The organism is Bartonella acomydis, assembly GCF_039543025.1.
GTDB classification, from domain to species: Bacteria; Pseudomonadota; Alphaproteobacteria; order Rhizobiales; family Rhizobiaceae; genus Bartonella; species Bartonella acomydis.
On the sequence record NZ_BAABIY010000020.1, the window covers coordinates 116,167 to 131,815 of the forward strand.

Annotated in this window: 12 protein-coding genes and 1 pseudogene; 8 read left to right on the forward strand and 5 right to left on the reverse strand. The window is 37.5% G+C overall.

Going from position 1 to position 15,649, the window contains the following annotated elements:
• Positions 1-62 precede the first annotated feature (62 nt).
• On the reverse strand, positions 63-1,016 hold the full coding sequence (locus ABD909_RS04810; RefSeq protein ID WP_345096830.1) for a peptidylprolyl isomerase: 954 nt from the start codon (positions 1,014-1,016) through the stop codon (positions 63-65).
• Between the two features lie 420 nt (positions 1,017-1,436).
• On the opposite strand from ABD909_RS04810, the gene secA reads away from it, so the two are divergent.
• The 4 genes and pseudogenes from secA to prmC all read left to right on the forward strand — a co-directional run bounded on the left by secA (position 1,437) and on the right by prmC (position 6,717).
• Positions 1,437-4,154 carry a preprotein translocase subunit SecA gene (gene secA / locus ABD909_RS04815; protein ID WP_345096832.1) on the forward strand — a complete coding sequence of 906 codons (2,718 nt, stop codon included), beginning with the start codon at positions 1,437-1,439 and terminating at the stop codon, positions 4,152-4,154.
• Positions 4,108-4,589: pseudogene (locus ABD909_RS04820) on the forward strand (Fur family transcriptional regulator). The gene secA and the pseudogene ABD909_RS04820 overlap by 47 nt, the downstream one beginning before the upstream one ends.
• A 185-nt stretch (positions 4,590-4,774) precedes the next feature.
• Positions 4,775-5,854, forward strand: a complete 1,080-nt coding sequence (prfA, locus tag ABD909_RS04825; protein WP_345096833.1) for a peptide chain release factor 1 — start codon at positions 4,775-4,777, stop codon at positions 5,852-5,854.
• On the forward strand, positions 5,851-6,717 hold the full coding sequence (gene prmC / locus ABD909_RS04830; RefSeq protein ID WP_345096834.1) for a peptide chain release factor N(5)-glutamine methyltransferase: 867 nt from the start codon (positions 5,851-5,853) through the stop codon (positions 6,715-6,717). The genes prfA and prmC overlap by 4 nt, the downstream gene beginning before the upstream one ends.
• On the opposite strand, the gene nrdF is transcribed toward prmC, so the two are convergent.
• Genes nrdF through nrdH form a run of 4 tightly spaced genes read right to left on the reverse strand, consistent with a single transcriptional unit; the run spans position 6,714 to position 10,455 of the window.
• Complete coding sequence (nrdF, locus tag ABD909_RS04835) at positions 6,714-7,688, reverse strand: class 1b ribonucleoside-diphosphate reductase subunit beta (RefSeq protein ID WP_345096835.1); 975 nt, start codon at positions 7,686-7,688, stop codon at positions 6,714-6,716. The two genes, prmC and nrdF, sit on opposite strands and share 4 nt — an antisense overlap.
• A gap of 12 nt (positions 7,689-7,700) precedes the next feature.
• Positions 7,701-9,851 carry a class 1b ribonucleoside-diphosphate reductase subunit alpha gene (gene nrdE / locus ABD909_RS04840; RefSeq protein WP_345096836.1) on the reverse strand — a complete coding sequence of 717 codons (2,151 nt, stop codon included), beginning with the start codon at positions 9,849-9,851 and terminating at the stop codon, positions 7,701-7,703.
• Entirely contained in the window at positions 9,833-10,231 is a 399-nt protein-coding gene (gene nrdI / locus ABD909_RS04845; RefSeq protein WP_345096837.1) for a class Ib ribonucleoside-diphosphate reductase assembly flavoprotein NrdI, read from the reverse strand. The genes nrdE and nrdI overlap by 19 nt, the downstream gene beginning before the upstream one ends.
• A complete protein-coding gene (nrdH, locus tag ABD909_RS04850) occupies positions 10,231-10,455 on the reverse strand; it encodes a glutaredoxin-like protein NrdH (RefSeq protein ID WP_345096838.1) in 225 nt (74 codons plus the stop codon). Before nrdH ends, nrdI begins: the two co-directional genes overlap by 1 nt.
• A 691-nt stretch (positions 10,456-11,146) precedes the next feature.
• On the opposite strand from nrdH, the gene ABD909_RS04855 reads away from it, so the two are divergent.
• From ABD909_RS04855 to ugpB, 4 genes are all read left to right on the forward strand, one after another.
• Positions 11,147-11,899: an ABC transporter ATP-binding protein gene (locus ABD909_RS04855; protein ID WP_345096839.1), complete on the forward strand. Its 753-nt coding sequence runs from the start codon at positions 11,147-11,149 to the stop codon at positions 11,897-11,899.
• A 3-nt stretch (positions 11,900-11,902) separates the two neighbouring features.
• On the forward strand, positions 11,903-12,784 hold the full coding sequence (locus ABD909_RS04860) for a metal ABC transporter permease (RefSeq protein WP_345096840.1): 882 nt from the start codon (positions 11,903-11,905) through the stop codon (positions 12,782-12,784).
• Position 12,785: 1 nt separating this feature from the next.
• The gene (locus ABD909_RS04865; protein ID WP_345096841.1) at positions 12,786-13,718 is read left to right on the forward strand and encodes a metal ABC transporter solute-binding protein, Zn/Mn family; all 933 of its coding nucleotides are present in this window, start codon (positions 12,786-12,788) and stop codon (positions 13,716-13,718) included.
• A 559-nt stretch (positions 13,719-14,277) separates the two neighbouring features.
• Entirely contained in the window at positions 14,278-15,606 is a 1,329-nt protein-coding gene (ugpB, locus tag ABD909_RS04870; RefSeq protein ID WP_345096842.1) for a sn-glycerol-3-phosphate ABC transporter substrate-binding protein UgpB, read from the forward strand.
• Positions 15,607-15,649 lie beyond the last annotated feature (43 nt).

Here is a 15,649-nt window from a genome sequence, read left to right on the forward strand (position 1 = left end):
TTTTGAACAAAACGCATTTCTCAAATCACCTAGCCCAAATATTATCTACCTTTTCTTCTTTGCTATTCTGTATCTTCTCCGTCTGGTGTTCCATCCGAAAGCGGTGTTCCGTTTTGATTAAGAGATTGCATGAGTTTTATAACATTAGGATCAGGATATTTCACATCCATTTTGCTACGCAAATCAACAATCAGTTTCTGATAGTGCTCTTTTATTAGCTGTGTACGCAACATCTCTTTAACATCGTCAAATGCAGGAGGTTGTTTCAAACGACGATCTTCTACTTTGATAATATGCCAACCAAAAGGACTTTCAACGGGATTTTTCGTATATTCGCCAACTTTCAAGCCAAACGCAGCATCTTCAAAAGGCTTAACCATTTGACCATGACTAAAATAGCCAAGGTCCCCTCCCACAGCAGCGGAACCATCTGTTGAAGTCTTTTTTGCAATCTCTTCAAAATTTTCCCCTTTATTTAAACGTTTAATGATAGCTTCTGCTTCTTTTTTCGTTTTTACCAAAATATGACGCGCTTTAATCTCATCCTCTTTGGGGAAAGCAGCAACTTCCTTTTTGTAAAGGGCTTCCAAATCATTATCTGAAATCTGATCAACAATTGTCTGTTTAAAATAAAGCTGTTGGAGAACATTATCGCGCATAACTGCCATACGCTTATCATAAGCCTCCGTCTTATCTATGCCCTTACCCTTTGCTGCTTTAGAAAGTGCTTGCATATCTAGGTAAGCTTTTAAAACCATTATACGGCGTTGTTCATCAGGAAAACGTACTAAATTAGGGTTTATTTCAAGTGCTAACTCATCCAATTGCCCTGCGGTAATATCCTTACCATCAATAACGGCCATAACATGAGAAGGAGAAACTGCCTTTTCCGAAGCTTTCTCCAAAGTCTTTAAATCATTTGACGATGAATTCAAACTTTCTTGAGCTATCACTCCTAAACTCGTACTTGTTAATAAGGCTGATGTCAAAAACAGCGTGATAAAGTTAAATTTCATAAATATACTCCTTAAAAATGAAGGCAGGTTCAAGATTCTTATTTTCTTTGACTGTAACAGTTTAATCTCTAAACAGAGATAAATAAATCAGTAATTTTATTTTAAAAAGCATAAATTTGTCCTTTTATCTCCGTTTATTTCACCCTATCTAATGTTTATAGGAAATATGATAATAGAAAAAATGACATATTGTATCTTAAATTACTTTGTATTATGTCTGCTGAATAGCATACCCAAAGTTGACACGATGCACTTCGTCTCTTATCTCTACTCTACAATCAAAGTGAAAAATTGCACATCCACAAGTATAATGGTATCACTTGCTTCTAATTATATTAAACACCTTGAAGGATACAAAATATGAGGAGAGCATATGAATTACCTCATCATAGTGGCAACAATTAAAAGAAAGGACCAGAGATGGTCAATTTAGGTGTCTTTGCACGTAAATTTTTTGGTTCAGCTCATGAGAGACGTCTCAAGGTTCTTCGCCAAAAAGTTATACAAATTAATGCTTTAGAAGAACAATTCGTGAAATTAAGTGATACGCAGCTCTGCCAAAAAACGGATGAGTTTCGCAAACGTCTTGCTACAGGTGAAACCGCTGAGGTGCTCCTACCAGAAGCTTTTGCAACAGTTCGTGAAGCAGCAAAACGTGTTTATGATATGCGCCTTTTTGATGTACAGCTGATTGGTGGAATGGTGCTTCATGACTGTGGTATTGCTGAAATGCGCACTGGTGAAGGTAAAACATTAATGGCAACTTTGCCAATTTACCTCAATGCATTGGAAGGAAAAGGTGTTCATGTTGTAACAGTAAATGATTATCTTGCTAGTCGTGATGCTGAAACAATGGGAAAAATCTTCAGTTTTTTAGGATTAACAACAGGTGTGATTCTGCATGAACTTGATAATGATGCCCGCCGAGCAGCTTATGCATGTGACATCACTTACGCAACAAATAATGAATTAGGCTTTGATTACCTGCGCGATAATATGGCATTTGATCGTAATCAAATGGTTCAACGGGGACATCATTATGCAATTGTTGATGAAGTTGATTCGATTCTCATTGATGAAGCACGTACCCCTCTCATCATTTCTGGCCCTCTAGAAGATCGTACTGATTTCTACAACCTTATTGATACATTTATTCCTGACTTATCTCCTGAAGACTATGAAATAGACGAAAAACAAAAAACGACAACCTTTACTGAAATTGGTACCGAAAAAATTGAAAAAATGCTCGAACAAGCTGGCTATCTTAAAGGTGAAAGTCTTTATGACATAGAAAATGTTGCTATCGTCCATCATGTCAATAACGCACTTAAAGCCCATAAACTGTTTGTCCGTGATAAGGATTACATTGTACGCAATGGTGAAATTGTTATCATTGACGAATTTACAGGTCGTATGATGCCTGGTCGGCGTTATTCTGAAGGACTTCATCAAGCTCTAGAAGCTAAAGAACATGTTGCTATCCAACCAGAAAATCAGACACTCGCTTCTATCACTTTCCAAAATTATTTCCGTATGTATCGAAAACTGTCTGGGATGACTGGAACTGCTACAACAGAAGCCGAAGAATTCAGTAATATTTATGGTCTTGAGGTTGTAGAAATCCCCACAAACTTGCCCATCCAGCGTCTTGATGAAGATGATGAAATCTATCGAACAGCAGAAGAAAAATATCGTGCTATTGTATGTGATATCCGTCAAGCACACGAAAAAGGGCAACCTATTCTTGTTGGAACAACATCTATTGAAAAGTCAGAACAATTAGCAGAACGTTTACGAAAAGAAGGCATTACTGATTTTAGAGTTTTAAATGCCCGCTATCACGAACAAGAAGCCTATATTATTGCACAAGCAGGGGTTCCTGGAGCTCTCACCATCGCAACAAACATGGCTGGACGTGGTACTGATATACAACTTGGTGGGAATATTGAGATGCGTATCAAACAAGAATTACAGGATATGCTAGATGGAGAAGAGCGAACTGCAAAAATTGAAGAAATAAAAAAAGATGTCAAGCAGCTTAAAGAAAAAGCACTGGCTGCTGGTGGTCTTTACGTCATCGCTACTGAACGTCATGAAAGTCGTCGCATTGACAATCAACTGCGTGGCCGTTCTGGTCGTCAAGGTGATCCTGGTCGCTCAAAATTCTTTCTTTCTCTTCAAGATGATCTCATGCGTATCTTTGGTTCTAATCGTATGGATGGTATGTTGAAGAAGCTTGGATTAAAAGAAAATGAAGCGATTACCCATCCATGGATTAATAAAGCTCTTGAAAAAGCGCAAAAAAAAGTCGAAGCACGAAATTTTGAAATCCGTAAAAATTTGTTAAAATACGATGATGTCATGAATGATCAGCGTAAGGTTATTTTCGAACAGCGTATGGAAGTCATGAATGCGGATGATTTAACAGAAATGATCCTTGAAATGCGCAATGAAGTGGTTGAAGATCTTGTGGAAAACTACATCCCTTCTGGAACATATTCTGAAAAGTGGGATGTGAAAGCTCTACAAGAGGAAATTCGCCAACTCTTCAATCTTGAGCTTCCAATCGAGACATGGGCAAAGGAAGATGGAATTGCCGAAGAACAAATTTTAGAACGCGTATCAGATGCTGTTACAAAACTTGAAAACGAACGTACTGAACGCTATACTCCAGAAGTTATGGCTTATTTTCATAAGGCCATATTACTTGAAACTATTGACACGCTATGGCGTGAACATCTTGTCAGTTTAGACCATTTGCGTTCTGTGGTTGGTTTTCGTGGCTATGCCCAAAGAGATCCACTTAACGAATATAAAACAGAGTCCTTTGAACTTTTTCAAAGCATGCTGAGAAATTTACGCAGAATTGTAACTTCTAAGCTTATGCGTTTTGAAATCATTCAACAACCCACAGAGCCTCTCATGCCTGAACAGGTAGATGCTGATAACTCTATCTTCCATGATCAAGGAGAAAAAAATACTTCTACCCTGTGGGCACGAACACAAGAAAATAGAATTGTTAACCCAAAAGACCGTGATCCTAACGATGTAACCACATGGGGAAAAGTTGGACGAAACGAGCGTTGCCCCTGTGGTTCAGAAAAAAAATATAAACATTGCCACGGTGCCTTCGTTTGAAAAAACAATGAGAAGATGAATAAAAAACGAAATTATGAACAGGAATTACGCACTGCAGGTTTAAGAGTAACACGTCAAAGACGCATTATTCTTGATATTTTAGCTGAAACAAAAGATCATCCGAATGCATTTGAAATTTTTCAGTGTGCTCACAAAATAGATTCGAGTATTTCGCTTTCTACTGTTTATAGAACAATGAAAACATTAGAAGGAAATGGAACAATTCATCGTCATAGCTTTAGTGGTGGGCCCTCTCGTTTCGAACAAGCAGATGGGCAACACCACGATCACCTTATTGATGTGGAAACAGGACAAGTTATCGAGTTTCATTCTGATATCATTGAAAAGTTGCAAGAAGAAATTGCTAAATCCCTTGGCTATGATATTATCCATCATCGCCTTGAGCTTTATGGAAAAAAAATAACTCTTAAGTAGCTGATCTTGTATATGTCGTCAAAAAACGCCTTATAAAAAGCATATTTTCTATAAGTTTACCTGAAAAAGTTATCGTTTCCATTGGCAAGAACATTTTTCTGCTCTATTACCCCATTTTATCTGATGCTATAAACTCATCAATTGCTCGTATCATAAAAATTATAATAAATTAGGTCAATATCATTATGGTTTCTTTACCAAAAGATCGCATAAAACGGCTTGAAAAGCGTTTTGAAATCATTGAGAGCCAAATGGCTCAAAATCTAGATGCTGAAACATATGTAAAATTAGCTTCTGAATATGCAGAACTACAGCCAATTGTTGCCTCTATACGGACATTAAATGCTCTTTACGGAGAAATCACAGAGCTGGAAACAATCATCAGTGATAAACTAACAGATGCAGAGATGCGTCATCTTGCTCAAGAGGAACTCCCGTTATTATGTCAGAAAATGCAACAACTTGAGAAAGAACTCCAGATTCTTCTTTTACCTAAAGATGTTGCTGATGAAAAAAGTGCCATTGTAGAAATTCGAGCAGGAACAGGTGGATCAGAAGCCGCACTTTTTGCTGGTGATCTCTTTCGCATGTATGAACGTTATGCCGCTTCTCATAACTGGAAAGTAGAAGTTGTTTCACTTAATGAGGGAGAAGTTGGTGGATATAAAGAAATTATTGCCAGCATTTCAGGAAAAGGTGTCTTTTCTAAACTGAAATTTGAATCAGGTGTTCATCGTGTACAACGTATCCCTGAAACAGAAACCGGTGGGCGTATCCATACCTCTGCTGCTACGGTTGCTGTCCTTCCAGAGGCTGAAGAAATTGATATTGAAATTCGCCCAGAGGATATTCGCATCGATACCATGCGTGCCTCTGGTGCAGGAGGACAGCATGTCAATACAACAGACTCAGCTGTTCGTATCACGCATATTCCAACGGGAATTATGGTTGTACAAGCAGAAAAATCACAACACCAAAACCGTGCACGGGCGCTGCAAATTTTACGTGCACGCTTGTTTGATATTGAACGACAGAAAGCAGAAAATGAGCGTTCAGCTTCTCGTAAAAATCAAGTCGGCTCTGGTGATCGCTCAGAGCGTATTCGAACCTATAATTTTCCACAAGGACGAGTCACGGATCACCGTATTAATCTCACTCTGTATAAACTTGACCGTATCCTAGAAGGCGAGCTTGATGAAATCATTCATGCACTCATCTCTGACAATCAAACAGCACTTCTGATGGAAATGGATAATAATGAATGAACAAATACTCTCTCAACAATGTTATCCAAAAAACTCAAGAAAAATTGCACAGAAAAGGAATTTCTGAAGCCAAGCTTGAGGCAAAAATACTGGTCGAATGGGTAACAGGTATAAATTCCTTTGATAGAATTCTCCGACCAGATATGTGCCTCTCTTTTGCACACATGACACAATTAGAACAACTCATACAACGACGTGTTGCTGGCGAACCTGTTTATCGTATTATAGGAGCGAGAGAATTTTATGGTATTTCTTTCACACTCTCTCAAGAAACATTAGAACCACGTCCTGATACAGAAACATTGGTGGATCTCGTTCTCCCGCTGCTGAAAAAACATACTGAAAAATCAGAAAAAATAACACTACTTGATATGGGAACAGGCAGTGGTGTTCTTGCTATTACGCTCCTTAAACAAATTCCTATATCACACGCGGTGGCTGTTGATATTTCTGAAGATGCCCTTAAAATAGCAACAAAAAATGCAGAAAATGCAGGCGTTATCAATCGTTTTACACCTCTTCTGAGTGATTGGTTTACTTCTGTCACTGGTCAATTTGATCTTATTATTTCCAATCCACCCTATATTCCAGAAAAAGATATTCCAAATCTTGCTAAAGAAGTCCGGCTCTATGATCCATTGCGCGCACTGATTGGTGGAAAAGATGGCCTTGATTTTTATCGAAAACTTGCCCATCAAGCAGAAAACTACTTAAAAGAAAAAGGCTCTATCGCTGTCGAAATCGGTTACTCTCAAGAAAAAGAAGTCTGTAACTTGTTTGAAAAAAACGGTTTTAAGTGTGTAGAAATGCGCAAAGACTTAAATAGTATACCCCGTGCCCTTCTCTTTGTACGCAAGCCTTAAAATGCCCAATCATCATCCGTGGTCGCAACTGCCTTACCAATGACATAGGAAGAACCAGCGCCTGAAAAAAAGTCATGATTCTCATCAGAATTTGGTGATAAAGCAGCTAGAATAGCCGGATTAACACGGCAAACTTCAGGAGGGAAAAGAGCTTCAAAACCTAAATTCATCAAAGCCTTGTTTGCATTATAGTGAAGAAAAATCTTAACATCTTCTGTCAATCCAAGTGTATCATAAAGATCTTGAGTATATTTGCATTCAATATTATAAAGATCAAAGAGCAAGTTAAAAGCAAAATCTTTCACTTCCTGCTTTTTGGCATCATCAAGTTTTGCATATCCCAATTGAAATTTATAACCAATATAGTAACCATGTACAGCTTCATCACGAATGATAAGCCGAATAAGATCAGCTGTATTGGTCAATTTAGCACGACTGGCCCAATACATAGGCAAATAAAAACCAGAATAGAATAAAAAACTTTCTAGCAAAGTCGAGGCAATTTTTTTCTTTAGTGGATCATTTCCTTCATAACGTTCAAGGACTAATTTAGCTTTTTTCTGCAAATGAATATTTTCTTCCGACCACCTAAATGCATCATCAACCTCTATCGTCGAACAAAGAGTTGAAAAAATAGAGGAATAAGAACGTGCATGAACCGCTTCCATGAAGGCAATATTCGTCAAAACTGCCTCTTCATGCTCTGTGATTGCATCAGCAAGTAATGAAATGGCACCCACGGTGTTTTGAATGGTATCTAGAAGAGTTAATCCAGTAAAAACACGAATCGTTAGCTTGCGTTCTTCCTCTGTCAAACTTGACCATGAAGGAATATCATTAGAAAGCGGAACCTTTTCAGGCAACCAAAAATTTCCAGTTAAACGATTCCATACTTCCAAATCTTTCTCATCATGCAATCTATTCCAATTGACAGCGCAAACAACAGGATTTTTGGTTGTAATCTTTGTCATATGAGTTATCTCCTATAGACTGCACGAAACACAGCCATCCACTTCTGTGCCACTCAACGCTACTTGCCGCAATCGTATATAATAAATACTCTTTATACCCTTTTTCCAAGCATAAATTTGGGCACGATTAATATCACGTGTGGTAGCGGTATCAGGAAAAAATAATGTTAATGAAAGACCTTGATCAACATGCTGTGTAGCAGCAGCATAGGTATCAATAATTTTTTCAGGACCAATCTCATAAGCATCCTGATAAAAACTCAAATTCGTATTATCCATGTAAGGAGCAGGATAATAAACGCGCCCAATTTTTCCCTCTTTGCGAATTTCAATTTTTGAAGCAATTGGGTGAATAGAAGATGTTGCATTATTAATATAGGAAATAGACCCAGTGGGAGGAACTGCTTGCAGATTGCGGTTATAAAGTCCATACTCAACAACTAAATCCTTAAGTTCCTGCCAATCTTTTTGAGATGGTATGATAATATTACTACGTGCAAATAGCTCTTTTACCAGTGGAAATTGTGGCTTCCATTCTTCCTCAATATATTTGGTAAAAAAACGACCATCTGCATAAGCTGACTGTTCAAATCCTACAAAAGTTTCCTGACGCTCGCGTGCAATTAAATTAGAAGCACGTATAGCGTGATAGGTTACAGTATAAAAATAGATATTGGTAAAATCAATTGCTTCTGGAGATCCATAATAGATCTGCTCACGCGCTAAAAAACCATGCAAATTCATCTGTCCCAAACCAATCGCATGACTTTCAGCATTGCCTTTCGCAATTGACGGCACACAGGCAATATCACTCATATCAGAAACAGCAGTAAGAGCACGAACAGCAGCCTCCACTGTCTTACCAAAATCAGGACTTTCCATTGCTTTTGCAATATTCATTGAACCAAGATTACAAGATATATCACTTCCAACAGCGCGATAAGTCAAATCCGTTTCTAATTCGCTCGCCTCATTGACTTGCAAAACTTCTGAACATAAATTGCTCATGCTTATACGTCCAGCTATCGGATTAGCTCTGTTTGCGGTATCCTCAAATAAAATATAGGGATAACCTGATTCAAATTGAATTTCTGCTAAAGTTTGGAAAAAAACACGTGCATTTATTTTCTTTTTACGAATTCTTGCATCATCAACAAAAGATCGATAATGCTCTGTCAAAGAAATATCGCTAAAGGGCTTTCCTATCACACGCTCAATATCATAAGATGAGAACAAATACATATCCTCATTATTACGTGCGAGCTCAAAAGTAATATCAGGAATCACAACACCAAGTGAAAGGGTTTTAATTCTCACTTTCTCATCAGCATTCTCGCGCTTCGTATCTAAAAACTTCATAATATCTAGATGATGTGCATGTAAATAAACAGCACCAGCCCCTTGCCGTGCACCAAGTTGATTGGCATAAGAAAAAGAATCCTCTAAGAGTTTCATTACAGGTAATACACCTGAAGACTGGTTTTCTATTTGCTTAATTGGAGCTCCCGTTTCCCGCAAATTTGTCAAACAAAGCGCTACACCTCCACCCCGTTTCGAAAGCTGTAAAGCTGAATTGACCGAACGACCTATCGATTCCATATTATCTTCAACACGCAACAAAAAACATGATACCAATTCGCCACGCTGCTTTTTTCCCGCATTTAAAAATGTCGGGGTTGCAGGTTGAAACCGACCTGTAATAATTTCATCCACAAAAATCTCAGCAAGAGCTTTATTCCCTTGTGCTAAATATAAAGCAACAAGGCAGACACGGTCTTCATAACGCTCAAGATAGCGCTTCCCATCAAAAGTCTTCAGTGTATAGCTCGTATAATACTTAAATGCTCCTAAAAAAGTAGGAAAACGAAACTTAAATGTATAAGCTCGCTTAAAAAGCTTTTTAATAAAAGAAAAATCATAAAGTTCAAATAAAGACTTCTCGTAATAACCTTCCTCTATCAAATAATCTATTTTTTCTTTCAAATTATGAAAAAAAACCGTATTTTGGTTAACATGCTGAAGAAAATATTGCCGTGCAGCAAGCCGATCCATATCAAACTGAATATGACCATTTTCATCATAAAGATTAAGCATAGCATTCAATGCATGATAATCTGTGATCTGACCTGATTTCTGCGACTGTTCTATCCCAATTGTTTCCAAAATCTTTCCAATCCCTTTTTTACACAAATAACGTCTTCATCAGTTCCACGTAACTCAAAACGATAAAGGCAAGGCACACAACATTTTTCAGAAATGATCTTGCTTGCTAAATTATAATAGCGACCAAAATTACGATTCCCACCACCAATGACACCACGAATAAATTTGCGGTTCTCTGCCTCATTAAGAAAATGAATCACTGCCTTCGGCACAGCTCCCCTTCCTTCACCATCTGCATAGGTAGGAACAACCAACACATAAGGTTCACCAACTAACACAGACGGTTTTTTTTTATCAATTTTGAAGAGTCGTTGAGCAAGCTGCAAAACAAAATATTCAGTATTACCCGTTGCACTCGAATAATAAACAATAAGGCCCATTAAACACAAAGACCACTAATCATATCTGGTCTAAAACCAGACCAATGACTTTCACCACAAACAACGACAGGAACCTGACGATATCCCAAAGATTGAACAAAAATATATGCCTGTTCATCGCGGGAAATATCTACAATACGATAGTTAATCCCTTTAGCATCAAAGGCACGGCGCGTAGCATCACATTGGACGCAAGATGGTTTGCTGTAAATAGTGACTGACATTTTCTTCAACTTTCAATTTTTTTAAAAATTACCCCTCAAAGGGCTCATTCTGATAACTTTATAGATACTCAAGGATAACAAAAAGTAGAAATCGTACGCAAACACACAGCTATACTCTATTTAGATAAACACATAGCTTCCCAAAAATAATAGAAATCCCCATCAAATAACTTAAAAATTATGATGAGAATTAAGTGATCATTCTACAACTTAAATGACATCCCCCAGTTATAAAATAATCTTTTGTTTGCATTACAATTCCCTCCTGTGGTCTAAAAAGATAAAGCCTCACTCCACATTTTTTAATAGCTAAGCTTTACTCTTTCATGACAAAAACCAACTTACAAAAATGAAAGGAAACTCTTCCAAAAGAGGTAGCTCAACAGGAACACTGCTTTACCCTTGGTTAATAAACTCTTTACAATTACATTATGGAAATAACTTAGAAACCAAACGAAACACACTCTACCCTCACTTGTGCTTATTTAGAATCACCAATCATTTTGATACTATATATAGTATACACACTCTCTCTTTCGTCAAGGTGAATTCAATCATTATTTTGAATTTTCCACGATCTTCCCACTAAAATTATCAACACTCAAAACATATGTAATAATATAACGTTTTATTGACAAGCGTTATATTATTACATATGTTCACGAGGTAAATATGAAAGATGGTATAAACTATGAAACTGCATTTTGACAGTGCAACATTAGGGTATGGAAATAGAATAGCAATAAAGAGCTTTTCAGCGCAATTAAAGACTGGTTCATTGGTGGCAATAACCGGTGATAATGGTGCGGGAAAATCTACACTGCTGAAAACCATTGCTGGCTTAATCAAACCACTTAAAGGTAAAATCATAAAGCCGAAAAAAAGCCGAACTGCTTATCTTGCTCAACAATGTGATATAGATCAAACATTTCCAATTGATGTGAAAGCGCTTGTCAAAACAGGACTGTGGTCTTTTTGTGGTTTGTGGAAAAAACAGCGCCCCTATTCTTCTAAAATTCAGAATGCACTTGAAATGGTAGGACTTACGGAACTTGCCAGCCGCCCCCTTAACACACTCTCAAGCGGTCAATTACAACGCGCTCTCTTCGCTCGTATTATTGTACAAGATGCCGAGATTATCTTGCTCGATGAACCTTTTAATGGCGTCGATCGTAATACCCAAAAGGATCTTCTTGCTTTGATGATACATTGGCAACAACAAGGACGAACCGTTCTTACAGCACTCCATGATCCCCTCATCGTGCAAAAATGTTTTCCCCAAATGATTCACATTCATCAACAAAAAGCCCATTATGGAGAAACAGCTCTTTTCTTCCATGATAATATTCATCATATTATCCTACCATTTCCATCCAGCTCTTTGCATACCAACGCACTCAAAAAACACTTTCCCCTCAATGTTTCTCATTCTATTAGGTTATAATACGTGTACGCATTTTTTCTTGCCCCTTTTATTGACTTCCACTTTATGCAGAATGCTCTCATCGGTGCAATCCTTCTGTCCATCAGCGCCTGTCCTGTTGGTGTCTTTTTGATGCTACGCGGAATGAGTCTCACAGGAGATGCTATATCCCATGCCATCCTTCCTGGTGTTGCAACTGCTTTTCTGATTCATGGATTTTCGCTATTATCTATGACACTTGGTGGCATTTTAGCTGGCATCATTGTTGCTTTGGCAACAGCCCTCATTTCACGAAATAGCTTTCAAAAAGAAGACGCATCAATGACAGTCTTTTATCTCATTGCGCTTGCAGCAGGTGTTATTATTGTTTCTCTGAAAAACTCAACCACTGAACTACTTCATCTCTTATTTGGTTCGGTACTTGCCCTTGATACACAAGCCCTTTTACTCATCACCACTATCACGCTCATCACAATATGCAGTCTTTTCATTTTCTGGCGCGCACTTGTACTAGAAAGCTTTGATCCACTCTTTTTTAAATCACTTTCTCCATTGAGCAAATATGTTCATATATTATTGCTGGGACTTGTCGTCTTGAATCTGGTTGGCGGTTTTCAATCACTAGGAACACTCCTTTCTGTTGGTATTATGATGATTCCAGCTATTACAGCACGTTTTTGGCTTTCGCGTCTTGGTCCTATTTGTATACTTTCCACCTTTTTGGGAATCATTGTTAGCATATGTGGTCTATTGCTTTCTTTTCATCTATCACTTCCTTCCGGTCCCGCTATCATTATTGTCGCAGGATGTATTTATCTTTTTTCCTGTTTCATAAGTCCACGCGGCTTCATTGTAGCATGGTTTCCTCACTTCTTTTATACGACCTTCCCTAGTTTTAGGAAATAATATGTCTAAACTTATTCAGCGCTTTATTCTGCTTGGAGCACTCTTATTGCTCACCCTTTTTCCACTTTCTGCGACTGCATATAAGCAGGATAAGATTAGAGTTGTCGTGAGCTTCTCTATTCTTGCAGATTTAGTAAAAAATGTAGGAGGTGACCATATTTCTATGACGACTTTTGTCGGACCCAATACAAATACTCATACTTATGAACCAACGCCCCATGATGTCCAAGCTCTTAGAAATGCGCAAATTATTTTCATCAACGGACTTCATTTAGAGGGTTTTATTGATCGCCTCATCACAGCAAGCGATACAAAAGCACCTCTTATCGAAGCAAGCGCCAACATCCCCCCTCTTGAAACTAAAACTCAAGAACAAAATGCCCAACAACATCACCACAACAATAATATCGATCCACATGCTTGGCAAACTATCCCGAATGTTGAAATTTATATCAAAAATATCGCTGCTGCTTTTTGTAAAATTGATCAACAATCCTGTATAAGCTACAACCAAAATGCTGAAACTTACCTTCAAAAGCTTAAGGTAACGCAAGAAAAACTTAAAACAAAAATTGCCACTATCCCAAAAAATCAACGTACTATTATCACATCTCATGATGCCTTTGGATATTTTGCTCAAGAATACGGCTTTACTATACTTGCACCTCAAAGTACTTCAACAGAAGCTGAAGCAACACCAGCCGATGTGGCCAAACTTATCAAACAAATTAAAACCAATAAAGCAGCCGCGCTGTTCGTTGAAAATATCTCTAATCCGCGTCTTATAAAACAGATTGCAAACGAAACAGGCTTTAAAATTGGTGGGACATTGTATTCTGATGCATTGTCAAATGAAAATGGCCCTGCTGCAACTTATCTCGATATGATGGAACATAATGTTAATACTATCATCAATGCGATAACAAAACACTAAGATGTCTCTACACAAAGAAAACATAAAAGTTTTTTTAATAGTATCACTCAAAATCCCTTAACCATATGCATAAAAAGCATGATTCTAATACCATTTTGAATGATGTATCAAAAAAGTTTTGAAAAATGATATAACCTGTTCAATAAATTAAAAAAATCCTTAACAGAGAGTATTATTTAAGCTGAATGCGAACAATTCATCGTAAAGTTATCTTTCAAAAGTTACAAGGCAAATAACATAGTAGAATGCACGACTCTCTCTAAATCTGTATACTGAATAACTATAACAGGATGGAATTTACTGTTTGTATCCTTGATTTTACGACTGTGCATTTGCACTCTTTCAGCTTTTTTCAGATATTTACAAATACTACCTCATTAACATCAGGATAGCTTTCACAAAGGAAAACGGGCAAATCTACACAAATTCGTTTGACCTTTTGACGGTTCCCGTTTAAATGAGCCAAGATATTTCTGAAACAAAATTGTCATGGCGTATTCATGTGTAATACTATAAAATTAGGACAACCTATATTCCATCACTTCAGAAAGGGGGAACTATGAGTAGTCGTTTTTATTTTTCTCTAGCGGCATTTGCAATTGCCACCAGTATGGCAACAACAGGATTTGCACAAACAAAAATTAGTTTTTGGCATTCTATGAGCGGGGAGCTAGGAAAACAAACGGAGCACCTTATTGACGACTTTAATGCCAGTCAGTCTGAATATAAAGTTGTTCCTTCATTTCGTGGTGAATACGAAGAAGGTATGGTTGCACTTATTGCAGCATTTCGCGGAAAACAACAGCCAGTTCTTGCCCAAATTTATGAAATTGGTACGGGAACCATGATGGCTGCAAAAGGTGCTGTTTACCCTATTTATCAGCTCATGGCTGATACAAAGCAAAAATTTGATCCTACAGATTATTTGCCTGCTATTAGTGGTTATTATTCAGATGTTCAGGGGCGAATGCTTTCTATGCCATTCAACGCTTCAACACCAATCCTTTATTATAATAAAGATATCTTTAAAAAAGCAGGACTTGATCCAGAACAGCCTCCTAAAACATGGCAAGATATTGAAAACTTCTCCAAAAAGATTCTTGAAACTAAATCAGCAAGTTGTGGTTTCACAATGTCTTATGCATCTCAATGGATTGGTATAGAAAATTTTTCAGCATTGCATAATGTGCCTTTTGGAACCAAAGAAAATGGCTTCGGTGGTCTTGATTCAAAACTTACCTTTAATGGGCCTCTACAAGTGCGCATGTGGACCGATCTTAAAAGATGGTCTGACCAAGGTATTTTTCGCTATGGTGGCCCTGCTGGAGCATTAGATGCAACACCAATGTTTATGACGCAAAATTGCGCAATCTTTATGCAATCTTCAGGTTCTCGTTCTGGAATCCTATCTGAAGCGCAATTCAATGTGGGAATTGGTATGCTGCCCTACTATGATGATGTAAAAGCTACACCACAAAATTCAATTATAGGTGGTGCTTCTATTTGGGTCTTGAAAGGTCATACTCCTGAAGAATATGCTGGTGCAGCTGCCTTTCTTAAATACCTCTCAAGAGCAGATAATCAAGCTAAATGGCACCAAATAACAGGTTATCTTCCAACAACAAAAGCTGCTTATGAATTGAGCAAACAACAGCATTACTACGATAAAAATGTTGGTGCAGATATTGCTATTAAACAGATTAATCTTAATCCACCAACCGTTAATTCAAAAGGAATACGATTTGGTAATTTACCACAAATTCGTTCTATTCTTGATCAGGAATTAGAAGCGGTTCTTAGTGGTTCAAAAACACCCAAAGATGGATTAGATGAAACCGTTGAACGTGGTAATAAGCTTTTACGTGAATTTGAAAAAGCCAATCATTAAGGTTTATACTTATTGTTAAATATCAAAAGGTTAGTTAAGCATG

Bases quoted from the DNA above. Each gene is read 5' to 3' on its own strand.
- ABD909_RS04810 (WP_345096830.1), bottom strand. From the start codon at position 1,016: ATGAAATTTAACTTTATCACGCTGTTTTTGACATCAGCCTTATTAACA.
- secA (WP_345096832.1), top strand. From the start codon at position 1,437: ATGGTCAATTTAGGTGTCTTTGCACGTAAATTTTTTGGTTCAGCTCAT.
- prfA (WP_345096833.1), top strand. From the start codon at position 4,775: ATGGTTTCTTTACCAAAAGATCGCATAAAACGGCTTGAAAAGCGTTTT.
- prmC (WP_345096834.1), top strand. From the start codon at position 5,851: ATGAACAAATACTCTCTCAACAATGTTATCCAAAAAACTCAAGAAAAA.
- nrdF (WP_345096835.1), bottom strand. From the start codon at position 7,688: ATGACAAAGATTACAACCAAAAATCCTGTTGTTTGCGCTGTCAATTGG.
- nrdI (WP_345096837.1), bottom strand. From the start codon at position 10,231: ATGGGCCTTATTGTTTATTATTCGAGTGCAACGGGTAATACTGAATAT.
- nrdH (WP_345096838.1), bottom strand. From the start codon at position 10,455: ATGTCAGTCACTATTTACAGCAAACCATCTTGCGTCCAATGTGATGCT.
- ABD909_RS04855 (WP_345096839.1), top strand. From the start codon at position 11,147: ATGAAACTGCATTTTGACAGTGCAACATTAGGGTATGGAAATAGAATA.
- ABD909_RS04865 (WP_345096841.1), top strand. From the start codon at position 12,786: ATGTCTAAACTTATTCAGCGCTTTATTCTGCTTGGAGCACTCTTATTG.
- ugpB (WP_345096842.1), top strand. From the start codon at position 14,278: ATGAGTAGTCGTTTTTATTTTTCTCTAGCGGCATTTGCAATTGCCACC.